Raw genomic sequence first — 25402 nt, forward strand, 5'->3', positions numbered from 1 at the left:
CTCTACAACACTTTCTGCGGAGGCGCTAGTTTTATTGAGTGAATAAATCTTATTAGGAAAGGGGTAGCAGCTTATGGAAAACATGAAGGCGGTTCATGCCGGACATGTCTGTCCTCTGAATTCGAATGTATGGCTATTTGCAGTTTTTAATCGCACCTAAATACCCACAGCCGCCATCCCAGCGAGTACCTTTTCCCCTCTCGCCTCCATATCCCTGCCGCTGAACTTTTGTAGCGGCAGTTCGGAAACGATATTCCCATCCTTCGTAAACAGAACCCTGTCAGCCCTGACCGCGACTTTCGCGTCGTGGGTCACAAGCAATATGGCTGTGCCCTCTTTGTTGATGTCCACCAGCAGCCCCATGATTTCCTCCGCCGACTTTGAGTTGATCGCGCCGGTCGGCTCGTCGGCAAAGAGAATCTCCGGTGCATTCATCAAGGCGCGGCAGATACCGGCCCGCTGGAGCTGGCCGCCCGAAACCTCCGTGGTATCCCTGCTTTCAAGCCCGGCAATCCCTGTTTTCTTCATCAGGGCTTTCGCCTTTTGCGTGAGTTTCGCTATATCCTTTTTGCCCTCATGCGCGGCGGGGAGGATGATATTATCCAAAAGATTCAAGTTTTTCAGCATAGTGGGCTGCTGAAAGACAAAGCCCATTTTTGTCCGGCGAACATCCGCAAGCGCGTTTTCGCGGAGTTTAGATAGTTCGGTATCGCCAAATTTCACCGCCCCTCCTGTAATCTCGTCCATGCCACTGAGCGCGAACAGCAGTGTGGATTTCCCCGAACCCGACGGCCCCATCACGGCAACAAACTCGCCTTTTGCTATTTCCACGTTTACTCCGTTCAGCACCTTTACCTGCTCCTTTCCCTTGCCAAAGGTTTTCACGATGTTTTTCCCTGTAATGATGTTATTCATAGTGTTAAGCCTCCTTAATATGTTCGGAAATTTTTAATGCCTGGATGCCGGAAACGCCCAGCATGGTGGCGGCGACAACGCAACCCGTAATCAGCAGAGGCGAAACGAGGTAGACAAACCACGGGTTTACCGCAAAATGGAAGGTTGTTGCACCAAAGGAAGAAACGATTGCTACGCCGACAAGCTCTCCCAGCGTGTTCGCCAGAATCGTGCCGATGATTACGGCAAGTAGAAGCACAGTGATGGAGCGCGTAAGATACTGCCCGCGAATATCCGCACCGGTGAAGCCCATTGATTTCAGTATGGCGATAGGATAACGGTCTTTCGCCACCAGCATTTTCATAAACAGCACCGTGACCAGTAGTGTGAGCAGGACGGTTGCCCCGATAGCGACAGCGGAAGCCATTTTGATGGCGTCCCGTATAGAGCCGAGCATCTGCCCAATGCTTTCGTCGATACCGGTAACCTTGGCGAAAGGGAACTGTTCCCTGTACTGTGAAATTGCCGCCTTTACACTCTGGCGGTCACGGAACGTGACCGCCAGACCGACGCTCAAAACATCTCCGTTATTTGCCTCAAAACTGGCTTGCGCCGTTCGGCCACCGTTGGTGACATCAGAGTAAATCCCACAGACTGTCAGGTGCTTTTCCGCGCCGTCAACGATTAAAATGATTTCATCCCCAACTGTTTTTTCAAGGTCTTTGGCATTGAGGACGGAGAGAGCGAGTTCCGATTCCGATTGCGGCGCACGGCCCTTGGAGTAGGTGATAGGAAAGGCGGAATAGTCACCAAATGCCACCCGCAGCTTCTCCATCGTTCCGTCGTCCGCTTTCCGGTCTAACATCATGCCGGTGAACAAAGCATACTTTTCAACATTCTTATCCTCCGCCAGCACATCAGCAACTTCCGCCGCCTTTCCCAGAACGTCCTCCACCTGTGTCCGCATCACCCCGATATTAACGTCGGAAATTCCCATGCCCATGTAGGTGATGAAGTTTTCCGCAGAAATGGTGCTGCTGATATTTTGCGGCACAATCATAATGAATGAGGAAATGACCAGCACCATCAGCATGGTGAGATACAGCTTTTTCCGGGAAAGAACATCCTTGATTCCAAGAAAGATATTCCGGGAAAAGAGCCTGTTATTACTCAGCCGGAAATTTCTGGCCGATCTCGATTTTTCCTGCGACGCGCCGAACCGCACCGCCTGCGCCGCAGATATTTTACGGAAGCGCCGCAACATGCCGTTCACATACAGCATGACAACCCCGCAGATTACCGTCGCCCCCAAAAGTCCGCAGAGCAAGCCGGGTAACGGGCTGCCGCTTTCGCCCATGTACAGGCGGATGTTTTGCATGAAAGGCGTTTGGAGCGGCAGGGAGGCCAGAAAGCCCAGCGCGCAGGCCGCCCCCGCGATAGCGCCGTATTTCGCAAGGTAGAGCTTTTTAATCTGCGATACCCGCATCCCAACGGCCTTCAGTACGCCTATTTCCTTATAATCCTCTTCGATTTTAGCCAGTAGCGTAAAGCGGATGCACAAAAACGCCACGATGATGACAAGGACGCCTATCAACACCAGCACGGCAATCATGATGCCGTCCGTAATGCCGTTTATCATCTTCACTTGAGTGTAAGTGATAGCGGGCGGACCGTTTGCCGGAAGCCCCGCATCGAGATAGGTTGCCTCGAAAGCCGGGAAGGAAACGTCCTCTGCCAGCCGGAACTCAATAAGGTTTTCTAACTGTCCGAACTCACGGACTCTTTCAAAATCCGCTTGGCTCACAAGGAACCGCTTGGAGCTTACCATCGCCGCGTTCATGATAGAATCCCGTAAAAACCCCGCGACGGTAAAGGAAATGCCGTGGATTGTCACCGTATCGCCAAGTGCCGCGTTTCCTTCCTGCATGTAATAGATGGGGACATAGATTTCGCCGTCGGCGGGATGGATGACTTCGCCGTTTAAGTTAAGCAGGAAGTCGAATTTCTCGCCCTGCACTGAAAGGCCGTTGTCCTGTATGCTTCCGGCAAGGGAATCGTCCCCGATGATAATGTCCGCGCCCTCGATGTTGAGGAACTCCAACACCTGATAATCCTCTACGTTGTCATTAGCATCCGCGAAGCTCCGTAACTGTTCCAAATCTACGTCGCCTGTGTGCATCTGCATGAAATGAGGCGACTTTGCCGAAAGAAGCATATTGTCGATACCGCCGAACAGGTTTACTGTCAGCGATGCGGCCAAAGCGGTCAGCATGGCGGCAACGAGGATAAACGCCGTAATCGTCGCGGTAACCAGCTTACTTTTGCGTATATCGTTTTTGATAATTTTTTGATACATATTTATCCCTCCGTCTTTCTGTGTCCTGAAACTTTTGGAAATCTCAGGACAAACATCTTTGTATAAGGAGAGGGTGCGTCCAATACGAAAACCTCGCCGGAATGCTGTTCTATCACCTTTTTCACAATGGCAAGCCCAAGTCCTGTTCCACTGCTGTTACTTCTTGAATCACTGCCGGAAACAAAAGGCTCGAACAGATTCCCGGCGATGGCCTCCGGGATAGCCGCTCCGTTATCGGCAATTTGTAACTCAATACAGCCGGGTTCATCCGTCAGCCCCACGGACAATAGGCTGCCCACCGGGTTATGGCGGATTGCGTTTGTCAGCAGATTGCCAATAGCGCGGTTGGTTTCCAACGAATCCGCCATGTAAAATACTGGCTTGTCTGGCAACCGCAGCTCCAATTTCATTTGCCTGCTTTCGATTTCACCAAACAAAGTGGCGCAAGATACGCGAAGCAGCTCTACAAGGTCAACCTTCGCAAAATTCATCCGGTATTGCGGCGTACCCAGCTTGGAATAGGAAAGCAACTGGTCAATCAATTGGTTCATCTGCCCGGATTTCGCTTTAATCGCCAGATGGTATTCCCGCTGTTTGTCCGGCTCCTCCACCATACCGCTTGCCAAGGCTTGCGCGTATCCGGAAATCGTTGTCATGGGGGTTTTCAAGTCATGGGCAATGTGCGAGAAAAGCCGCATCCTCTCATTTTCCATTGTCATTCGCTTTTCTTCGGAGTCTTTCAGCTTTCGTGCCATAAAATTGAAAGCATCCCGCATTTCCCCAAATTCCGTTTCTGTTTCAAAGTCCAGCGTAGTGTCTAAATGACCGGCCGTAACCTCCTTGAAACCTTCTTCCATTTTCTGTACAGGCTCCATGATTTTCCTGTTGATTCCGCGCCCAAAAAGGACAATCCCAATAAAATATATCGCAACTGTGATAAGATTCCAGATAACTGAAAGCGTGATTTGAAGGGTTTCCGTCCCCTCGGCCAGAGGGGACGACGCCAGTTCCGAGAAGTTCATCCCGTTATTCAATGTAAACAGACTGAATAAAAACTCCAATACCAGAAGCGTCAGTGCAATTCCGATGGTATAGCCTATGAATCTGCGCATGATGACACTTTTGAAACTACGCTTTTTCTTCATGTACGCACCTCCAGACGATACCCTAATCCCCGGACGGTTCCGATGGATACCGCACCGTCACCAGGAAGTTTGCCGCGCAGCTTGCTGATGGCGACCATCACCGTATTGTCGTCCACGATGGCTGCCTCCTGCCATGCAGCTTCATAAATCTGCTGTTTGGTGTATACGCGTCCGGGACTTTGCATAAATAGCTTCATCATGTTAAATTCCGTGGCGGTAAGAGGGATTGTCCCGCTGCCAAAGCTAAGTGTGCAAGCGGAAACATCCATACACAGTTCGCCTGCCGTCAGTAAAGCCGCTTCGGAATCCGCCGCACCTCCGTCATAGCGTCGTAATTGAGCTTTGATTCGGGCTGTGACCTCCAAAGGGTCAAAAGGCTTTGTAACATAATCGTCCGCACCAAGGTCAAGCCCCAATATTTTCTCATGATTTTCCGTTTTAGCGCTCACGATAATAATGGGAAGATTGCTGCGTTCTCTCAAACCTTTGATAAGCTGATAACCGTCAAGCTCCGGCATCATAATGTCGATGACAGCCAAATCAATCCGTGCGGACGCAGCCTGTTTAAGCGCCTCCAATCCATTTTCAGCCTGTATCACGGAATAGCCGTCCTTTTCTATATACAACCGCAGAAGCTCACGAATTTCCTTCTCGTCATCTACAATCAGAATAGTTTTGTTCATGGTTTCACCTCTCTTCTTGCTCATCATACCTTCGAGCCGTAAGTTCATTATAGTTGTCCTACCTTTCAGTTAAACATGGTTAACCTTAACATTACCTTAACATTGCTCCTGCAATCCGGCTGTCAATGCTGAGCATTGTGCCGGGAACGAAAATACAGCAACTTTGCGGGGCGAGGCATTGGAGCATAAGTTCCTGCGCATCTACTACGCCGTGTTATGGAACACCTGAATAAGCTGGACTCAGAAGCATAACCACATTTTATTTTGAATAATTCACACGGCGGCGCAAAAAAATCGCCCTTTTAGTAAAATGGAGGTACCACCCAACCATCTCAAAAAGGAGCGATTTCTTTGTACATTCAATATACCATGGATCAACTTTGCTTACCAATGGACTTAGAAGAAGACGATCCCCCTTAAAGTATATAGGGAAACCTTAGAGAGTGGATATGAAGTTCGGCAGCCAATGACCAAAAACAAAGAGCAGCGACTCTCCAGTACCGGGAGAAGCGCGGCTCTGTTGTTTTTTTACGGTCATTTTTAACCACAGAACTGTCCCATTCGCCGGAAACTCCACTTATGGGACAGCCCCAAAACATATAAATTCTTATCTTTTTAAAAAAGCCGCCTCTCCCGAGGCGGCTCCTGCTTCTTGCTCATACACCCTTGATTTCACCCGTCACATTCACTGCTCATACTTATCCTTGCTTCACTGCGCAATCTGCTCGCGGATGTTCGCGAGGATTTTCTTCTCCAGCCTCGACACCTGGACCTGCGAGATGCCAAGGCGGCTGGCGACTTCGGATTGCGTCTGGTCGCGGTAGTAGCGCAGATAGACGATCAGGCGCTCGCGTTCGGTCAAGGCCCCAATGGCCTCGTTCAGCGCAAGCTTGTCGAACCATCGCTCCTGCGTTTCATCAGCGATCTGGTCGATCAGGGTGATCGGGTCGCCGTCGTTCTCGAAGACGGTCTCGTGGATCGAGGTCGGCGGCTTGTTGGCCTCCTGGGCGAAGACGATTTCTTCAGGCGTCACGCCCAGCGCCTCCGCGACCTCGCCGATGGTCGGCAGGCGGTCCAATGTCTTGGACATTTCATCCTTCATCTTGCGTACCTTATTGGCCATTTCCTTCAGCGAACGGCTGACCTTCAGGGTGCCGTCGTCGCGCAGGAAACGCTGAATCTCGCCGATGATCATCGGCACCGCGTAGGTGGAGAACTTGACCTCATAGCTGAGGTCGAATTTATCTACGGACTTCAGCAGTCCGATACAGCCAATCTGGAACAAATCATCAGGCTCATACCCGCGGTTCATAAACCGCTGCACCACCGACCAGACGAGGCGGATGTTGCAGCTTACAAGCGTGTCGCGGGCCAGATTATCTCCAGCCTGACTGAGCGCGATAAGACGTTTGACCTCCGCATCGTCCAAATAGGTCGGCGGAGCTTTTTTTGACTCTGCATCCATGGCTCCAACCCCTAATTGTATAAAGCTTTTTTCGAGACGATGGTTTTCTTCATTGCGATGGAAGTACCGCGCCCCGGTTCACTTGTAACTTCGAACTCGTCCATGAAATTCTCCATAATCGTAAAACCCATACCCGACCGCTCCAGCTCCGGCTTGGAGGTGTACAGCGGCTGCTGCGCCAGCTCCAAATCCTCAATCCCGCGTCCCTGATCCTCTATGGTCAGACGCACGGTTTCGTTCTCAATCGATGCGGAGATGCTGACAATCCCTTCTGGGTCACTGTCATATCCGTGAATAATGCAGTTTGTCACTGCCTCTGAAACGACCGTCTTCAGATCATTCAGCTCTTCCATTGTGGGATCAAGCCGGGAGACAAAGGCTGCCACCACTACACGCGCGAACGATTCGTTCTCCGACAGGGCAGCAAACTGCACACTCATGAAGTTACCAGCTTCACTCTTTGTCATAACGCAACCTCCAAATCCGAGAGTGCAGCGCTCTCGTCGTCATATAGGGACATGATTTTGAACAGGCCCGACATTTCCAGCAGCCGCTTCACAGGTGCGGTGGCATCGCAGACTGCCATTTTGCCGCCTTTGCTGCGAATCAGCTTGTACCTCCCGAGAATGACTCCTAAGCCCGAGCTGTCCATAAACTGCAGGTCCTTCAGGCTGAGGATCATATGCTCGACCTGGCCGCGCATAATCGCTTCATCCATTTCCATACGTACATAATCGGCTGCGTGATGGTCCAGCTCTCCAAATAAACGGACAATCAGCACACCCCGGTGATGCTCCATCTCCACATGAGAATTCATGCCTGCCACTCTCCTCTTCGTTGCTTTCAAAACCGCCCTGAAACTAAATGTTTTCCCCTTCAAGGACAAGGTTTTCTACATGGCAATTGAGGATTCCTGCCCCACGACAAAACTAGAAGAAAACCCCTATGAATCTACAGGAGACTCATGAGCAATCTACAAAATACCAGAAATTAATCAATCGTGAACAGCGAACCCGTCGTCCGCTTGAACAGCTTCCACCAGCCCGCCTTCGCCACATCTTCGCCTGCCTTGAGCTCGTATTCCTTAATTACATTCGTCCCTTGATAAACTACCAGCTTACCTATGATCTGATCTGCAGCTACAGGAGCTTTGAGGTTTGCCGGTAGTACCAGCTCATGGCGGATGCCTTCCTGGGTGATGCCTTTCTTCAGCAGGACACTGTAGGTTTCCTCTGCGGTCAGCGGCAGCTCTGTTTTCACACCCTTCTCAATCTTTAGGGTACCGATAGCGTCGCCTTTTTTGTGAATGGTGTGCATTTTATATTGGGAAAAGAGATAATCGAACATCCCCGACACTTCACTGTTGCGCGTTTTGGTGTTCGGTTCGCCCAGCACGACCGCAACAGCACGCAGTCCGTCTCTGGCCGCAGTCGCAGACAGGCAGAACTTGGCTTCGGAGGTATAACCCGTTTTCAATCCGTCGGCTCCTGTATAGAAACGGACCAGCTTGTTCGTATTCACCAGCCAGAACGGCTTGGCCGAATCCTTGCGCAGATAATCCTGGTAGGAGCCGGTATATTTGATGATCCGCTCATGCTTCAGCAGCTCCCGGCTGATTACGGCAATGTCATGCGCCGAAGAATAATGATTCTGCGCCGGCAGACCGTTGCAGTTGGCGAAATGGGTGTCCTTCAGGCCCAGCGCTTCAGCTTTGCTGTTCATCAGATCCACAAATGCACTCTCCGAACCGGCGATTTTCTCCGCCATTGCCACCGAAGCGTCATTGCCTGAGGCCATAGCGATGCCTTTGAGCATCTCATCCACCGTCATTTCTTCACCGGGCTCCAGAAAAATCTGCGAACCGCCCATGGATGCCGCGTATTCACTGGTCCGTACCTTATCGGTCAATTGCAGTTTTCCTTCGTCAAGTGCCTCAACGGTGAGCAGCATAGTCATAATTTTCGTAATGCTTGCCGGAGGCAGCTTATCATGGCTGTTCTTCTCATAGATTACCGTGCCGGTGCCCGCATCCATCAGGATGGCGGAACGTGCACCCGGCGCAAGGTCAACAGCGGCGGCATTACTGCCGGTACCGGTACCTTTGGCTTTCTCCTCCGCATACGCCCCCGAGGACGCTCCCAGAACCGATACAGCAATACACAGCACTAACATAATATAACGCATTCTTCTCACAATGGTTCCCCTCCTGAACATTAACCTTCAATTCATAGGTACTGTGTTCCAGTTTGGTCAGAAAGGGTGAAAATTATTCCATTTATCCGCAAAAATGCTCTATAAAATAAAGGCCACCCGCTCCCGGATGGCCTCGCTATCTTGCTCTATGCGGTTAATACAAGTGGCAGGAAACCTGGTGCCCTGATTCCAGCTCGCGCAGCACCGGTTCTTCGGTCCGGCATCTGTCCATTGCATGCGGACAGCGGGGATGGAAGGCACAGCCGCTTGGCGGAGTTTCCGGGTTCGGCACATCGCCGCTCAGGACAATCCGCTGCTTCTTCAGCGCCGGATTTGGCACCGGCACTGCGGACATCAGCGCTTGTGTATACGGATGGAGCGGCTTCGCGAATAATGCCTTTGTAGGCGCAAGCTCAACGATCCGCCCCAGGTACATGACAGCCACACGGTCACTGATAAACTTCACTACCGACAGGTCATGGGAGATGAACATATAGGTCAGGCCAAACTGCTCCTGCAAATCCTGCATCAGATTCAGCACCTGGGCCTGGATCGATACATCCAATGCAGATACCGGCTCGTCGCAGACGATGAACTTGGGGTTCAGTGCCAGCGCACGGGCGATTCCGATCCGCTGCCGCTGGCCTCCGGAGAATTCATGCGGAAAACGGTGCGCCTGATAAGGGGAGAGTCCGACAACCTCCATCAAGTGTTCGACCCGGCTCTTCAGTTCATTTCCTGCTGCCTGTTCATGCGTGCGCATAGGCTCCTCCAGGATGCGCTGCACGGTCCAGCGCGGATCCAGCGAAGCATACGGGTCCTGGAACACCATCTGCATATCGGTGCGGAAGCGGCGCAGCTGCTCGGTACCCAGGCTGCGCACATCTGTGCCGTTGAAGAGGATCTCGCCCTCACTTGGTTCGATCAGGCGCAGGATAGCCCGCCCTGTAGTAGACTTGCCGCAGCCGGACTCTCCCACAACGGCTAAGGTCTCTCCTTGTTCTACCGATAACGTAATGCCGTCAACGGCTTTCACGGCACCTACTTGCCTGGAGAAGAACCCTTTGCGGATCGGATAATGTTTCTTAAGATTGCGGACTTCCAGAATTGTACTCATGATATTCCCTCCTGCTGCAGCAGACATCGGCAAGTGTGTCCCGGCTGAATCTCAAGCAGCTCCGGGCGTTCTTCCCAACAGCGCTGAACCACCATCGGGCAACGGGGAGCGAACCGGCAGCCGGGCGGCAGGTTGGCCGGGTTCGGCACCTGCCCCGGAATCGAGCTCAGGCGGTCATTGTCTCCCGCGAGCTGAGGCAGCGATGCCAGCAGCCCTTGGGTATACGGATGCAGCGGATTGTTATAGAGCGTCGCCACATCTGTTTCTTCCACAATCTGTCCTGCATACATAATGACCACTCTGTCGCACATCTCTGCAACCACCCCAAGATCATGGGTAATCATCAGAATGGACATGCCCTCGTTCTTCTGCAAATCGCGCATAAGATCGAGAATTTGGGCCTGGATCGTGACGTCCAGTGCCGTGGTCGGCTCATCTGCAATCAGCAGCTGAGGGTTACAGACCATCGCCATGGCGATCATCACGCGCTGGCGCATACCGCCGGAGAGCTGGTGGGCATACTGCTCGGCAATTTTCTCCGGACGGGGAATGCCGACCTTTCGCAGCATCTCAACCGCACGCTCATTCGCTTCCTTCTTGCCCAGCTTCAGGTGAAAGCGGGCAGACTCGGAAATCTGCCGCCCGATCTTGAATACCGGATTGAGCGAGGTCATCGGCTCCTGAAAAATCATCGCAATCCGGTTGCCCCGGATATTGCGCACTTCCTTCGCTGGCATTTCCAACATATTCTTGCCTTCAAAACGGATTTGCCCGGCGGCGATCCGGCTGATCCGCTTGGGCAGGAGCTGCATAATCGACAGCGAGGTTATGCTTTTGCCGCAGCCGGATTCACCGACAATGCCCAGCGTCTCGCCTTTGCGCACTGACAGACTGATGCCGTCCACAGCGCGGACTGTGCCCGCAGCGCTTACGAATTCGGTGCATAAACCCGATACTTCCAGCAGTTCTGTCATCGTTACCCCTCCGTTACGTTTATCTTTGCGTGTCTTCTTCCACACCCAGGTATTTAAGCGCAGTCAAGGCATAAACCTTGGCGCATTGAATGATCTGCCAGACTGGTGCTTTTTCATTGAAATTATGAATGGTGGACAGCTCGGCCGGGCCGTATTGCAGCACCGGAATGTTATGAGTGCGGAAATGGCGCGCATCGCTGGATGCCCATTGAAGCACACCGTAAGCCTCTTCTCCGCTCACTTCGCAAATGCTCTCTACAAGATCGCTGACGACAGGCTCCTCCGGGGAGGTCCAATTCGCATTCCCCTGGAAGCCGAAGCCCTTGACCTCTGACTCGATTCCCGCCTCAAGCAGTAAGGAACGGGCCCGGTCAAGCACATCGCGGTAATCAACGCCGAACGGCACCCGCGAATCCACCTGAATGGTGCAGCGGTCGGCAACCACATTGACCTTCGTACCACCCTGAATGGTTCCGATATTCACGGTAACATGGTCGAACACCTGGTAGGCGACCGTACCGTACTCTTCACGCTGCTTCACATAATCCTGGGAGATGCGGATAATTTCTTTGACCTCCTCCGGAATATCCGGCTTGATATCCCATAGGCGCTGCAAGGCATCAATGCCTTTGGCCGCTTTGACGATTGCACTTTCACCAACCACCGGAGACAGGCTGCCGTGTCCCGGCGTACCTTCTACTGTGAATTCAAACCAGCAGCTGCCCTTCTGGCCGATCGTCGGATTCAGCGGGCCGGAGGGCTCAGCGATAACTGCTGCTGTCCCGGAAATTAGCCCGCGCTCCAGCACCCAGGGCACGCCCAGGTGGCCGCCCGTTTCTTCATCCGGCACGATAAGCAGGGACAGATCGCCTTTGAGCGGCACGCCCAGCTTCGACAGCAGGGCCACGGCATAGATCAGTCCGGCAAGCCCCGCCTTCATATCGGATGCGCCTCTGCCGAGCATGTATCCGTCGACAATATCCCCGCAGAAGGGATCAAAATCCCAGCGGGACAGATCACCAGCCGGAACCACATCGGTATGTCCGCAGAAAATCAACTTTTTATCGGAAGGCTGTTCAGCTGCTGTTGTCAATGTGGATACGAGATTCAGCATCTTTTCAGTGGCCGGATAAATGCTCGTGCTCACTCCCGCCTGCTTCAGATAATCGATAATAAAGGCGCTGATCTCACGCGAATCACCCGGGGGATTCTCCGATGGATAGCGGATCAACTGCGAGCACAGCTCCAGCAGCTGATCCTGCCCTTCATCAATTGCATTCAGCACCTTGCTTGTCCAGTCTGTCATTGGTAATGGCCTCCCTATAGCTCCCATGAATTTGTGAAAAAAGAGGGACCGCAGCCTCATGGCCCGTCCGCTCTTTGTAAGTCGAATTTTATTCCTGCACCGACAATGGATAGAATCGGATGACCTCATCCGGGTAGAACGCATAGCCGCTGATCTTGTTGCTCATGCCAACGATGCGGTTGTATTCGTAGAGGTACGCCCATGGCGCTTCTGTTGTAATAATTTCCTGTGCCTGCTGGTACAGCTCACTGCGTTTGGCTTGATCGGTCTCCGTATTGGCTTGTTCCCACAGCTTGTCTACTTCGGCATTCTGATAGTTGTTGTAGTTGGAGGAACCTTTGCCATACATCAGGAAACCAAGATGATAGCCGGGATCATTGACAAAAGAAGTCCATTTGGAAATATAAGCGGTCAGGTTCTTTGTTTTCTGCTGTTCCAGGAACTGGGCGCGTGCCAGCTTGTTGATGTTCATAGTGACGCCGATTTTGGCAAGCTCAGCCTGAATCAGTACGGCATCATCTTCCCAGTCGTCAAAGCCGGAGCCCAGGGTGAAGTCAAATTTAAACCCGTTCTCATAACCGGCTTCCTTCAGCAATTCCTTGGCTTTGTCCAGGTTATGCTCGTAGACGTAACCTGCATCGGTGAAGCCCGGAGTATTGCTGGCCACGGCGCTCTTCATCTGATTCGCCTGGCCGTACATGACACCGCTCAGCAGTTCATCATAAGGAATGGCATAATTGATCGCCTGGCGGACCTTCTCGTTGTCAAAAGGCTTCACTTTACTGTTCATCGCAAAGTAGAGAATCCGGTTGCTCGCGTTGGAGGCTACGGTCAGGTCAGTGTTGCTCTTCAGGGAGGATACATCCTTAGGCGGAATCTCAATCGCCATGTCTACATCACCTTTATCCAGCAGCAGCACCCGGTTGGAGGCCTCCTTGGTGAACTTCAGGGTCACCTTACCAAGTTTCGCAGCTCCCTGCCAGTAGTCCTCGTTAGGTGTGAACACTGCTTCCGTAGCCGGGTCCCATTTCTCCAGCTTGAACGGGCCGGAGCCGGCAGCATGGGTCTTGAGGTAATCGGCACCTTGCGCTTCCACCGTCTTCTGATCGACGACGGAGAAGGTGTACATGGCCAGTATTTGCAGGAAATTATGATTGGCATTAGTCAGGGTAATTTCAACTGTAGAATCATCTACGGCGGTTACGGTTTTGATCGCAGCCATCCCATAGAGAAAACTGCCGGAACTGGACTTGGCAACACGGTCAAAGGAATACACAACCGATGCTGCATCCACAGGATTGCCGCTCTGGAATTTCACTCCGGGCGTCAGTTTGAAGGTATAGACAGTATTGTCGCTCGAAGCCTCCCAGCTCTCGGCAAGCATGGGCTGAATATCTTCAGTGTTGGCGATATTCGCGCCATTTTCGGTCTTAATTCCGTAGGTAACCAGCTGATCGTATGCGGCAAGTACCAGTGTATCGGAGGTCAGGTCATTCGCTTCTGCCGGGTCCAGTGTTGTGCCGCCCTCGGAATAAGCTACGGTCAGGAATGGTTTGGCAGCCGCCGTCTCTCCTGTAGTTCCCGATGTCGCTGGTGAGGCAGCCGGTGTTTGCGGATTGGCGCTGGTTGCGCAACCAGCCAGCATAATTGAAAAAGCGATGAATGTGGACAGCAGCTTGACTCTTTTCATCAGTAATTCCTCCCTTTTCTATATCCTGCCTGCTAAAAAAACATATTGCTGCTTGTGATCATGCTCCGTGAGGGGCTGGATCTGCTTCCGAGGGTCTCGCCTGTCTGCAGCAGCCCTTCCGGCAGACTCTAATCTATATTTATCGGGCAACCTGCGGATGTGCAGCGGGACTTCCCTGCCTGCGCTCAGCTCTATTTGCCCGACCGCAACCGTGGATCAAGAACATCTCGTAAACCGTCGCCGAGCAGATTAAAGCCCAGAATCGAAGTGGCGATGGACAATCCCGGAAAAGTGACCAACCACCATTGACCGGAAATGATGTATTCCCTGCCCTCTGAGATCATCGCCCCCCACTCGGCAATCGGGGGTTTGACTCCAAGGCCGAGAAAGCTGAGACTGGATGCCGTCAGGATGGCGAAGCCCATTCCGAGGGTAGCCTGTACCATCAGCGGGGCCAGTGCATTGGGCAGAATGTGACGGTATAGGATCACCGAATTTTTTACACCGATCGCCCGGCTGGCTTCAACATACTCCTTCTCGCGGAGAGAGACGGTCTGGCCGAACATCAGCCGCGCGAACTCCGGAATACCGACGATTCCTACAGCGATCATTGCACTGGTTAAGCCTGCCCCGATGGAAGCGGCAATTGCCATGGACAGCACCAGTGAAGGGAAGGATAACAGGACATCCATCAAGCGCATAATGACCGTTCCGGTCTTTCCGCCGTAGTAGGCAGCAATTCCGCCCAGTGGTACGCCGATAAGAAAAGAAATCGCCACGGCAATCAGACCGGTCCAGATACTGATCCTTGCTCCGTACAGCACCCGGCTGAGAATATCCCGGCCGAAGTTGTCCGTTCCGAACCAGTGGCTTCCTGAAGGAGCCTGCAGTTTATTCGCCATATCAGTAATGTAAGGATCATGCGGAGCAATCCAGGGTGCAATGATGGCAATCACCGTCCAGATCAGAATAAAGATGAGGCCGATGGCAGCCAGACGGTTATGCAGAAGCAGCGTCAGTAATGTTTTGGGTTTCGGTGCAGCGGCGGGTTTGGCAGGGCTGCCCTGTGCTGAATGTGCTGCAGTGCTCAACAGAAATCTCCTCCTCTCCAAAAAGCTGTTTATTCATAGCGGATACGCGGATCAATCAGACCGTATATCAGATCTACCGCCAGGTTAATGCCGCAATAGAGAATCGCACTTACTAGGGTAAACGCCTGAATCGGCGCATAATCCGCGGCCAGAATGGAATCTGTGACATACCCGCCGATGCCCGGCCAGGAGAAGATCGTCTCGGTGATGACCGCACCGCCCATCAGATAGCCAAACTGCAGGCCGAGCACGGTAAGTGTAGGAATGAGGGCATTCACAAGTGCATGCTTATAAATTACGGCGGACTCCCGCAGCCCTTTGGCCCGGGCGGTGCGCACGAAGTCCTGATCGACTACCTCCAGCATGCTCGAACGGGTCATGCGGGCCACAATAGCCATGGTGCCTGTGCTCAGGCAGATTGCCGGAAGCAGCAGGTGGGCCAGACTGCTTTTCAAAGCGGCGGTATCACCCGACAGAAGGCTGTCCAGCACGTACAAACCCGTAATGTGGACCGGCGGATTCAGATCACCGCTGATTCGCCCCATCGGTGCCGGAGCCCAGCCAAGGATCGAATAAAAAATATAAATGAACATCAGACCAAGCCAGAAGATCGGCACGCAGGCGCCTATCAGCGAGAATACACGCGAAATATGGTCGAGGATGGATTCCTTGCGGGTCGCAGCAACAATTCCGACGGGAATCGCCACCAGAATCGCGATCAGTATGCTGGTCAAGGTTAGCTCAAGGGTGGCCGGAAACCGTGAGGACAAATCACTGGCTACCGAATGCCCCGTATGATAGGCATAGCCGATATTCCCTTGAAACAGCTGCCCGAAATAGCTGAAGAACTGAACGTAAAGCGGCTTGTCCAGCCCCATGTCCTGGCGGATCTTGTTCACGACTTCCTCCGGGGCCTGTTCACCGGCCAGCATAATTGCGGGATCACCCGGCAGTACCCTGGATAGAATGAATGTGATGACGATGATACCAAGCAAGGCCGGAATCATCTGCGTTAGTCTTTTTAATGTGTAAGCAAACAATGAATCAACCCCCTTACGGCTTCTGTTGCAATCCAGGCTGTGAGCCCTTTCTTTAGCGGAACCTGCGGTTCCATGTCAGGTACTGTGCTGTTTCTTTATTCTCTTTAGTAGTTGAGCTAATTCTACATACAATTTCATGTCCACTCTACGTCCCGTTTAGCTAAAAAAAAGCACAACCGTTTGTCGGTTGTGCACTATTACCGCCTCTTAATGTCATGTTTTCTAACATTAACTTCCGTAAAAATTCCAGCACGCCCTATTTTTCCTGCAGGTAGTAGTAAATCAGGCACAAATGGCAGACAAATTGCTCACGCGGATCATTGAGATCGAACCCTGTAATATCACGGATCCGCTCCAGCCGGTATTTCACTGAATTGCGGTGTATGTAGAGACTGCTGGCCGTGTCAATCAGACTCCCCCGGTGCTCCAGATAATGATAAAACGTCAACAGCATGTTGCTGTCATGCTCCTGGTCATATCGCAGCAGCTTACCCAGCTTGCGCTCGAACAGCACCTCGAAGCCCTGCCCGCTTAACCCCTCCAGCAGATGGTAGACCTCCATCTCCTCGTATTGGGTGACTGCACCAGCCCCCTGGCCCAGACGTTTGGAGACCGACAGCGCTTTGCGCGCTTCATTATAGCTGGTGTGGATATTCCACAAATTCTCCGGGGTCCCGATACCGGTCCGGTAGGCGCTAAGACCTTCGCTTTTGTCATGCAGCCAGCTTTCCAGCGTTGCCGCCCATGGTTCCTCCCCGCCTGTAGCTCCCGTAAATTTACGGCCTTCCGGTGTCGGCAAGAACAATACGGCTCGGCTTGAGCGGTATTCCACATGGGGAGTCACTCCGCGCTTGCGCGCTTCCCGGTCCAGCAGCCGGTTCACGGTCTCCTCACTAGGAGCGGTATCACCTTCAATGACGGCTACCTCCCATTTATGTTCAGGATTCATGCCAAGCTGACGTGCCCGCCGCTCCACTTCATGCCGTGAAGGCAGCGGAGGCGTCAGCAGCTCGTCGATGAAATTGCCGCGCAGACGAAACTCGGTATCCTCGGCTACCTTTTTCCGCATCAGCTCAAGGGCAAATACCAGCCTGGCCTGCTCGATCCCCACTTCCTCCATATCATCCAGCTTCTCCTTGTCTACCAGAAGCCTGGCCACCGTCCGCTTGTCCACATTAATGTTCCAGTTCAGCGGTGAAGTCTTCTGTGACCAGTCAAAATTGGAGGGTGAGGAAACTATAATACTGCGCTGCGTATCCACCAGTGCGACAGGCGCTTTTAGAAAGTCGGCCACATTATCGCTTACCGCCTGAATTCCGCTGTTCTCCAGCACCATCGTTGTGAGTGTGCGGTAGACCTCTTCTGCCCGGCGCAGCAGCATAGCCTGACGGCCCAGCAGCAGCTCCATCACCGGCTGGGTAATGTTCGTATAAGGGATTTCAGGCGGAATCTCGACGATCGGCAGCCCGCAGGCATTGCTCGCTTCGATCGCCGCTTGAGGAATTTCCTTCAGGAACCGGGCTGGTTTTATCGCCAGCGCAGCTGCCCCGAGCTTGTCCAGTGTGTATACCAGCTCAGTCAGCAGTGAAGGGTCATGACGGATCGAATAGGCCGTAGTGAGCAGCATGACGCCTTCACTGATCCAACCCTTCAGGTCGGGAACCTCCATAATATCTACAAAGCGGACAATCCGGTCCAGTCCCTGTCCACCGCTGACTACGGTGGCTGTGCCGAGTATCGGCAGCTGCAGCAGCTCTCTCAACGTAATTCCTCGTGTGTTCAATATTCCTTCCTCCCTCCGCTGTCTACAGTATTTCAAGTTTTCTCCTGAGATATGCCATAGTCTGGCGTTCCCGATAGTTTATCAGAATTCGCCCGCAAACCACAGGGCAAATATTTCAAATTGCAGATAACAACTGCATCCTACAGTAAAACCTTCTGGAGAAAATCGCTGAAATGGAGACATCCTGCAAACTACATTGTGCGGTGACTTATCCGGACACCAGAGCTGTTAGTTCGTTGAAATCCACAATTTCGGCAATCCACGGACATCACAGTCGCTATTGCAATTTGTATGAAATTGCCGGCATTTTGCCGTTTCTCCAAGGAATTACGCGACTGCGGTCCGCATGTAGTGTGGAAACCAGATTCTTTTGCTTCTCATTCCGCCATCTGTTCCACCACTTTACGCGATCGAGACTCCGCTCCTGCGTTTCATCAAGCTTTCGAGTGATCCACAAAAAAACGTCCTCGCCAGACCGATGGTCCGGGAGAACGTTTCACTTGAGTGTGGGTAGCTGTCTGCCCAACAAATCAGCCGTTGACAACGATTTAGCGGCGGACAAGCCCGGGCAGAGAGGCAGCCGAAGCCGCTGCGGCACCCAGTGAGAGAATCGGGTCGAGCGCACGGATTCCTAGCTTCTCTTCCAGTTCAGCAGCCAAACCGATCGTTGCAAATCCGGTACAGGCCAGCACAATGGCCTCTGCTCCGCGCTCAACGAGCCTTGCCGCTCCGGCCAGAGCTCCGGCACGCCCGGCAGGCGTGTTCAGATCAAGCGTCGTTGTTACACCGTCGGGGCGATCCATCCCGAGATAGGCGTCCCCGAGGATGCTTCGAATGAAGGGAGGCACCTCGGTCAGGATCGTCAGAACCCCGACTCGGCTGCTGAAGGCCAGCGCCATATGGGCTGCGCAGGACCCGGCACCGAGTACAGGAATCCGTACCGCAGCCCTCGCTTCCAGCAGCGCCGGATCCGCCGCGCAGCTGATGCCGATCGCCGTACATCCGCTTGCTTCAAGCTCCCGTGCGAGTTCAATGATTTTCGGTACGGATTCCGCTTCCGTTAGGTCATCGTAGACGCCTTGAGGCTGATCCTGAATGCAGCGGCTCGTGACCGGCAGACCATAGCGGCGCTCTATCAGCTCGCCGTGCAGATGGATGGAGCTCTCTTCTTGAAGTGTTATTACACGTATGATTCCCAGCATCCGTATCCCTCCCTTTCAGGTTGCTTGTAACGACCGCTTAGGTACTTGGCAAGACTAGAGCAATTCCCCGGCACGCATAATGATTTTGTTATCAATATACACATCCGGCTTCATCACTACGGCATCTATATGTACACCTGCCGCTACAACACCGCCAAAGGTGTTATTGCTGCCAAAGGCTACATGAATGGTCCCGTAGACCTTCTCATCCTCAAGCACCACACCGGTTATTCTCGCCTTGTTATTCGTGCCAATGCCGAATTCACCCAGGAGCCGGCCATCGCCTGCCCCCAGCATCCCCAGCAGCTTGTCTCCGCCTTCTCCTTCAGCTGCTGTAAGCCGGCCCTGCTCCACCGTCAGCACCATTGGACTGGCCAAGGCACCAATACCGGCTATGGACCCGTCTACTTTAATCCGTCCTGCGGCGGTGCCTTCAAGCGGTGCTATATACGCTTCGCCCGAAGGCAAATTCCCGGATTCTCCAGGATTCAGGTATAGCCCGGTACTCAGAACTCCGTCCCGCCCTTCTATGGAAAAGGAGAGGCTTAGCCCGTCCTTCTCCACACGTACCTCACGGCCTGCAGACAGAAGCAGGGCAACTTGTTCCGTCAACGACTTCACTTGCCCATAGTCTGCCGTAATGGCTCCATGGCTGAACATGTCATCCGTCATACCCGGCATGGTCGCTACCCGGGTTCCCGCTGCAGCAGCCTGCTTGCGGGCCGCTGTATGTGTCATGGAGTGTTTTGTAATACACACCGCCACATCCGCCTTGGCCATCGCCTCCGCAATCGGAGCAGGCGGTTCTTCACCGGACTTGCTCCGTTCCTGCATGATCAGCAGCACCGATTCGGCTCCGAGTCTTTTGCCGGCCTCGTAGACGGATTCGGCAAGCTCCCGCTTGTCATCGTCCGCCACTACGGCCAGTAGTTCACCGCTGCTGAGTCCCAGGCAGTCCTTCAGGACATTCATACTGATTATTATCCGCTCTTCACTCATATTCGTTCCTCCTGATTACACCATTTCCGCCATCAGCTTCCCTATGAGGGCATTTGACAGTACGGCTGGCACTCCTGCTGAGGCCGCCCATATTCTATGCTGCTCCACATAACCCATGCAGTCAAGCACAATCACATCCGCCTGGTCTTTCAGCCGGCTCGCTGCGGCGCGGAATTCCGCTTCAGTGCCGGTATATGGGGAGACAGCGGCAAAAGGAAGGGAGGTCCCCGGCCCGGCAAATTTCTCGACCATATTCTCTTCCTGCTCAGGCAACGGGCCAATCAGCCCCAACCGGCGTTTGCCAATCATGGCCTGCACTACCGGTGGTATAATCCGGTCCGGCTCAAGCAAATGGGCACGGTTCGTGTGCAGCTCAGGAAACACACCGGTGCAGAGCAGCAGAATCAGTCGGATTCCAGCAGCCTCCATGGCATCAATTTTTCCCTGCAGCACCGTCTTTATCCTTTCGCGGGAGATGATCGCCGCAGTACCATCCGCCATCCGGGTCGTCAGAACGTATTCTCCTTCTTGCGGACTGTAGTATTCGCGGACCTGTGCCGGGGTGTATCCATCCAGTACCCCCGACTGCAGCAATTCCGCACGGCCCTCCAAATATTTCTCTATAATCGGCGCCACATCGGATCTGGGGGACTGTCCAATCGTGATCAATCCAATTTTTTTCAATTTGCTTCCTCCTAGATGTTCATGGAGTTTCCCTTTACAGTACAATCGCTATAAACCCGGATTTAGCGGGAGGTTACCACCGGTTTGCCCAGTGTCTGCAATACACGCATCGTGCCGTACAATTCTGTAATGCGGTCAAATTCCGCTTCGTTATAGAATGAGCATGATCCCCCGGTCACTTCTTTGGCGGTTTCAATCGCAAAACGTACTGCAGAAGCAATATCAACCTCGTGGCTTGCCCCGGTACCGCAGCCGGGCACCATGGACTGTGCAGTTATCGCCAGGCCCACAACCGGAGCATTCGTTGCAACGGCAGGCTGAAGAATCGAGTTAATATGATAGAGGCCATTCCCGTAAGGTGTAATATCCTGGGTCGTCACCGGAAAAGTAACCGGAAACTGGCCTGTCGTCATTTCCAGAATGCGCAGCAGGTCCTCACTCACCCGCAGGATATAGCCTTCCTTGACCGTTGGCGAAATTGCAATGCCTTTGTGGTTGACCACCCGGTTCCCTTTAGTGGTATCAATGGACAGAACCGCTTCCATTTCCGGCAGCACCTCATGTTCATTCATCTGCAGAATATCGACCGGAGAATCCATGAAATCCACCGGTTCATGCGGCAGCGTCGGAGCATCCGGGCAAATATGGGTCGTTACCAGCACATCCCCTTTGAGCACATCGCCTTGGGTCTGCATATGGGCCAATTTCAGTGCTGAAGCAATAGCAGCGACTGCGCCGTCCGCATCGGAGACAATCCCGATCCGGCTGGGACGGGCGCCGATTCCGCCTAGTCTGCCCACAATCCCGAAGGTCGGCGCCGTGCCGCCCGCCAGCTTTCCGTTGCTGCCCGGGATTGAGATTTTGACGAATTCCGTGCTGCCCTTTTCACCCTCAACCTTATGGACGTCTACCTTAACTGCCGGATAAGCTGCAAACAGCTGCCTGACCTGTTCACCGTTAGCATAAGCGCTGTCCAGTGTGTTCAATACCGTTATCGTTTGATGAAGTGCCATTATAATTCCTCCTCGGATGTGCTAACTCACGGATTTGTTAATCTGTAGAAACGCTAACGACATTTCATGAAAAAGCAGCCAACCGCCGCCAGTCTGTACAAAACTATTATTGTAAGGTTAGAGTTTATAGTATCTTAAATTCCAAAACGTTCACAATGTACCGCCCTGCCAAAACTGATGTGCTTTTCTTGTCCTTTGCAGATAAACCTTACGCAGCACGTACAGTCTTCAGTCGTTATTCCAATTCTCGCCTCATAAATAAGGATCAAATAAAGGAAACTTGTATCTTTCAGGCGAATTTCTTAGCTAAGCTACTTATAAATGAACTGAATCGGAGGAACCATCATGAAGCTTGAATATCTGCAGCATAAGCTCGGCGCTGAAGCTGAGACCGAAAGATTCTCTGGAGCAGTTTTGGTCAAAAAACAGAGCCAGATCCTGGCCGCTTCTTACGGCAGTGCCAACATTTCAGAGGAGCGGCTAAATCATCCGGACACACGCTTTGGCATCGCCTCCGGCTGCAAGCTGTTTACGGCGATTGCTGTCTGCCAGTTGGTGGAACAGGGGAAGCTTGCTTTCAGCAGCAAGGTGCTGGATGTGCTGAATGGAAAAGAATTTGCCCGATTCAGCCATGACATGACCGTTCATCACCTGCTGACGCATAGCTCGGGTATTGCGGATTACTTTGATGAAGAAATCATGGATGATTACGCGGCGTTGTGGCTGAACCAGCCCATGTACCTCCTGCGCAAGCTCCAGGATTTCGTACCGATGTTCTCGCAGCATCCGATGAAATTCACTCCGGGAGAAAGATTTCACTACAACAATGCCGGATACATCATGCTTGGCCTGCTGGTTGAGAAGATTAGCGGGATGCCCTTTACGGATTACGTGGAGCAGCATATTTTTGCGCCTTGCGGAATGAAGCATTCCGGGTATTTTGCACTGGATGCGCTTCCAGCCAATACCGCCATGGGATATATCGAAGAAGCGGATGGAAACTGGGTCACCAACATCTATTCCATTCCCGTAAAAGGAGGCGCTGACGGCGGCGCTTTCGTCACCGCGCCGGATATGCAGCGGCTATGGCAGGGACTGCTTGATCATACGCTGTTAAATCCGGAGCTGACGGCCCTGCTGCTCACTCCGCATATTCATGATGATAATGATGAGTACTACGGTTACGGAGTATGGATCACGAAGCGAAACGGCGAGGCACTGAAATACCATCTGATGGGGTACGATCCCGGGGTGTCCTTCCACTCCGCCTTCTATCCTGCAAGCGGAGTAACCGTTGTTGTCCTGTGTAACAAAAGCCGGGGAGCCTACCCTATCCTGAAGGTGGTAGAGGACTGGCTGCTGCAGTAATTCTTCATGGCAAGGTGCAGGTTAGATGATATTTAAAGTCAAACTCCTGGAGGGTTAGATTACTTCAAATTGCAAAAAGCCGTACAGAACATTTGACTGTTCTGTACGGCTTTTCGTTTACATGATGCTGATCTATCACAGAAATACAAGAACCTTTACATTCCTGCGCTGAATCCTAGTACCGCGTTACGCCATCTTTGGTCACAAGCGCAAACACCAGCGGCTGAGGCGGAACAGGCTGAGCGGAAATGCGGTAAGCTTCCAGCACTTTGGCTTCCGCTTCCTGCACTTTGTTCTCGCTGGCATCGTTCACATGCAATACAGCAAGCGTATCGCCTGCGGCTACGGCATCGCCGACTTTCAGCGACAGCTGGATGCCGACGGCGAGATCAATGACCGATTCCTTGGTCTCGCGGCCTGCGCCAAGCAGCATGGCAGCTACACCAATCTCTTCGGCTTGGATGCTCTCCACATAACCACCGGTTGCTGCTTTCACTTCGATAAATCTCCGTGCTGCCGGCAATGTGTCCGGCGCTTCGACCTGCGATACCTTTCCGCCCTGCGCAGATACGATTTGCTTGAACTTGTCCAGAGCACTGCCATCCTCAATATGAGACATCAGGATGGAGCGGGCTTCGGCTTCGTCCTTCGCCTTGCCGCCAAGCACCAGCATTTGGCTGCCCAGAATAAGGCAGACCTCCTGCAGATCCTTCGGCCCGTGGCCCTTCAAGGTTTCGATGCCTTCCTTGATTTCCAGGGCATTGCCGATGCCGTAGCCAAGCGGCTGGTCCATGTCGCTGATGACCGCAACCGTATTGCGGCCCAGATGGGTCCCGATATCCACCATGGCTTGCGCCAAGGCAATGGAATCGTCAAGTGTCTTCATGAACGCGCCGCTGCCGGTCTTCACATCAAGCACGATGGCATCGGCACCTGCGGCGATTTTTTTGCTCATGACGGAGCTGGCGATCAGCGGAATGGATTCCACTGTCGCTGTCACATCACGCAGTGCGTAGAGTTTCTTGTCCGCAGGTGTAATGTTGCCCGACTGGCCGATTACAGCAGCGCCGATCTCCCCTACCTGGGCGAAAAATTGTTCCCGGCCCATCTCGATAGAAAAGCCGCTGATCGACTCCAGCTTGTCGAGGGTGCCTCCGGTATGTCCCAGCCCGCGGCCGGACATTTTGGCCACCGGAACTCCGGCTGAGGCAACAAGCGGTGCCAGTACCACAGTCGTCTTATCGCCCACGCCGCCGGTGGAATGCTTGTCCACCTTGATGCCGGCAATCGGACTGAGATCGACCTGATCACCGGACATGGCCATTTCCAGCGTCAGATCGCCGGTTTCCCGTGCGTTCATCCCGCGGAAATACACCGCCATTGCCCAAGCCGAGATTTGGTAGTCGGGAATTTCACCCTTGCTGTAGCCTTGGATCAGAAAAGCTATTTCTTCACGGCTAAGCTCCCCGCCGTCTCTTTTTTTCTGAATAAGATCAACCGCTCGCATTACACCTGTACCTCACGTACAAAGGCGCGCACAAGGCCGATAAACTTCGGTTTAGTCAGATTGGCGACTTTTACCACCTGCTCATGGGTCAACGGCTCCAGCTCATCTCCGATCGCCATATCGGTGATACAGGTAATGCCGAGCACACGCAGCTTGCTGTGGCTGGCCACGATCACTTCAGGTACAGTAGACATCCCGACAGCATCACCGCCGAGGTATGCCAGCATTTTCAGCTCCGCCGGTGTCTCATAAGTTGGACCGCTGATGCCGGCATATACACCTTCCTGCAGCACAAGCGATTCACCGTCTACACCTTTAACATCAGCCGCAAGCTTTTTGGCCAAAGCCATGTACTCAGGGTCATAAGCACGGGACATATCCGGGAAACGCACACCCAGCTCCGGATCATTAGGTCCGATCAGCGGGTTGTCACCAGTCATATTGAGGTGGTCGGTAATCAGCATCAGGTCGCCTGCTTTGAATGCCCGGTTCATTCCGCCGCCCGCGTTAGTGATCACCAGCGTACCCACGCCAAGCTTTGCCATCACATAGACCGGAAGCACAACTTTGCGCATCTCGTAGCCTTCATAGAAGTGGAAGCGGCCCTGCATGATAATAACATCCTTGCCTTCCAGCTTCCCGATGACGAACCGGCCAGCATGGCCCTCTACCGTAGAACGCGGAAAATGAGGAATTTCTTCATAGGGCAGATACACTGCATCTTCGATTTGGTCGCCCAGATCGCCAAGCCCTGAGCCCAGAATCAGCCCGATGGACGGTGAATACGCTCCGAATTTGGATTTTACGTAGTCCGCTGCTTCTTTCACCTGATTGCCGTAAGAAATATTGGTTTGTGTCATGAATTGAACCTCCCGGGTATGAATTGTTGTGA

General features: G+C 53.0%; 22 protein-coding genes. 1 reads left to right on the forward strand and 21 read right to left on the reverse strand.

Annotated features, from left to right (window positions below; all coding sequences use genetic code 11):
* Positions 1-156: 156 nt before the first annotated feature.
* The 19 genes from H70357_RS23350 to H70357_RS23440 all read right to left on the reverse strand — a co-directional run bounded on the left by H70357_RS23350 (position 157) and on the right by H70357_RS23440 (position 21635).
* The gene (locus H70357_RS23350; RefSeq protein ID WP_038594694.1) at positions 157-915 is read right to left on the reverse strand and encodes an ABC transporter ATP-binding protein; all 759 of its coding nucleotides are present in this window, start codon (positions 913-915) and stop codon (positions 157-159) included.
* Positions 916-919: 4 nt separating this feature from the next.
* The gene (locus tag H70357_RS23355) at positions 920-3250 is read right to left on the reverse strand and encodes an ABC transporter permease (protein ID WP_038594696.1); all 2331 of its coding nucleotides are present in this window, start codon (positions 3248-3250) and stop codon (positions 920-922) included.
* 2 nt (positions 3251-3252) lie between these two features.
* Positions 3253-4395, reverse strand: coding sequence for a HAMP domain-containing sensor histidine kinase (locus H70357_RS23360; protein ID WP_038594698.1), 1143 nt, complete (start codon positions 4393-4395; stop codon positions 3253-3255).
* Positions 4392-5078 (reverse strand): response regulator transcription factor, encoded by a 687-nt coding sequence (locus H70357_RS23365; RefSeq protein WP_038594700.1) that lies wholly within the window; start codon positions 5076-5078, stop codon positions 4392-4394. The genes H70357_RS23360 and H70357_RS23365 overlap by 4 nt, the downstream gene beginning before the upstream one ends.
* A 709-nt stretch (positions 5079-5787) precedes the next feature.
* On the reverse strand, positions 5788-6543 hold the full coding sequence (gene sigF / locus H70357_RS23370; protein WP_038594702.1) for an RNA polymerase sporulation sigma factor SigF: 756 nt from the start codon (positions 6541-6543) through the stop codon (positions 5788-5790).
* Between the two features lie 11 nt (positions 6544-6554).
* Positions 6555-7010 carry an anti-sigma F factor gene (gene spoIIAB, locus H70357_RS23375; RefSeq protein WP_038594704.1) on the reverse strand — a complete coding sequence of 152 codons (456 nt, stop codon included), beginning with the start codon at positions 7008-7010 and terminating at the stop codon, positions 6555-6557.
* On the reverse strand, positions 7007-7360 hold the full coding sequence (gene spoIIAA / locus H70357_RS23380; protein ID WP_038594706.1) for an anti-sigma F factor antagonist: 354 nt from the start codon (positions 7358-7360) through the stop codon (positions 7007-7009). The genes spoIIAB and spoIIAA overlap by 4 nt, the downstream gene beginning before the upstream one ends.
* A 173-nt stretch (positions 7361-7533) precedes the next feature.
* Positions 7534-8727, reverse strand: coding sequence for a D-alanyl-D-alanine carboxypeptidase family protein (locus tag H70357_RS23385; RefSeq protein WP_052092635.1), 1194 nt, complete (start codon positions 8725-8727; stop codon positions 7534-7536).
* A gap of 163 nt (positions 8728-8890) precedes the next feature.
* Positions 8891-9853 carry an ABC transporter ATP-binding protein gene (locus H70357_RS23390; RefSeq protein WP_038594708.1) on the reverse strand — a complete coding sequence of 321 codons (963 nt, stop codon included), beginning with the start codon at positions 9851-9853 and terminating at the stop codon, positions 8891-8893.
* Complete coding sequence (locus H70357_RS23395; RefSeq protein ID WP_038594710.1) at positions 9850-10827, reverse strand: ABC transporter ATP-binding protein; 978 nt, start codon at positions 10825-10827, stop codon at positions 9850-9852. Before H70357_RS23395 ends, H70357_RS23390 begins: the two co-directional genes overlap by 4 nt.
* Before the next feature lie 19 nt (positions 10828-10846).
* The gene (locus H70357_RS23400; RefSeq protein ID WP_038594713.1) at positions 10847-12133 is read right to left on the reverse strand and encodes a M20 family metallopeptidase; all 1287 of its coding nucleotides are present in this window, start codon (positions 12131-12133) and stop codon (positions 10847-10849) included.
* A gap of 88 nt (positions 12134-12221) precedes the next feature.
* Positions 12222-13823: an ABC transporter substrate-binding protein gene (locus H70357_RS23405; protein WP_197073610.1), complete on the reverse strand. Its 1602-nt coding sequence runs from the start codon at positions 13821-13823 to the stop codon at positions 12222-12224.
* A gap of 191 nt (positions 13824-14014) precedes the next feature.
* Positions 14015-14914, reverse strand: coding sequence for an ABC transporter permease (locus H70357_RS23410; RefSeq protein WP_038594717.1), 900 nt, complete (start codon positions 14912-14914; stop codon positions 14015-14017).
* A 29-nt stretch (positions 14915-14943) separates the two neighbouring features.
* Complete coding sequence (locus tag H70357_RS23415; protein ID WP_197073611.1) at positions 14944-15954, reverse strand: ABC transporter permease; 1011 nt, start codon at positions 15952-15954, stop codon at positions 14944-14946.
* A 256-nt stretch (positions 15955-16210) separates the two neighbouring features.
* Entirely contained in the window at positions 16211-17737 is a 1527-nt protein-coding gene (locus H70357_RS23420; protein ID WP_038594719.1) for a PucR family transcriptional regulator, read from the reverse strand.
* A gap of 548 nt (positions 17738-18285) precedes the next feature.
* Positions 18286-18939 (reverse strand): aspartate/glutamate racemase family protein, encoded by a 654-nt coding sequence (locus H70357_RS23425; protein ID WP_038594721.1) that lies wholly within the window; start codon positions 18937-18939, stop codon positions 18286-18288.
* Between the two features lie 54 nt (positions 18940-18993).
* A complete protein-coding gene (locus H70357_RS23430) occupies positions 18994-19938 on the reverse strand; it encodes an aminopeptidase (RefSeq protein ID WP_038594723.1) in 945 nt (314 codons plus the stop codon).
* Between the two features lie 15 nt (positions 19939-19953).
* Positions 19954-20622, reverse strand: a complete 669-nt coding sequence (locus H70357_RS23435) for an AroM family protein (RefSeq protein WP_038594725.1) — start codon at positions 20620-20622, stop codon at positions 19954-19956.
* 62 nt (positions 20623-20684) lie between these two features.
* On the reverse strand, positions 20685-21635 hold the full coding sequence (locus H70357_RS23440) for a DUF1177 domain-containing protein (protein WP_038594727.1): 951 nt from the start codon (positions 21633-21635) through the stop codon (positions 20685-20687).
* 345 nt (positions 21636-21980) lie between these two features.
* On the opposite strand from H70357_RS23440, the gene H70357_RS23445 reads away from it, so the two are divergent.
* Positions 21981-23003, forward strand: a complete 1023-nt coding sequence (locus H70357_RS23445) for a serine hydrolase domain-containing protein (RefSeq protein ID WP_038594729.1) — start codon at positions 21981-21983, stop codon at positions 23001-23003.
* Positions 23004-23178: 175 nt separating this feature from the next.
* Here H70357_RS23445 and H70357_RS23450 read toward each other — a convergent pair whose 3' ends face one another.
* The gene (locus H70357_RS23450; protein WP_038594731.1) at positions 23179-24510 is read right to left on the reverse strand and encodes a pyrimidine-nucleoside phosphorylase; all 1332 of its coding nucleotides are present in this window, start codon (positions 24508-24510) and stop codon (positions 23179-23181) included.
* Positions 24510-25370 carry a purine-nucleoside phosphorylase gene (locus tag H70357_RS23455; protein ID WP_038594733.1) on the reverse strand — a complete coding sequence of 287 codons (861 nt, stop codon included), beginning with the start codon at positions 25368-25370 and terminating at the stop codon, positions 24510-24512. The genes H70357_RS23450 and H70357_RS23455 overlap by 1 nt, the downstream gene beginning before the upstream one ends.
* Between the last annotated feature and the right edge of the window lie 32 nt (positions 25371-25402).

The sequence above is a fragment of the Paenibacillus sp. FSL H7-0357 genome, from assembly GCF_000758525.1.
GTDB lineage: Bacteria > Bacillota > Bacilli > Paenibacillales > Paenibacillaceae > Paenibacillus_AQ.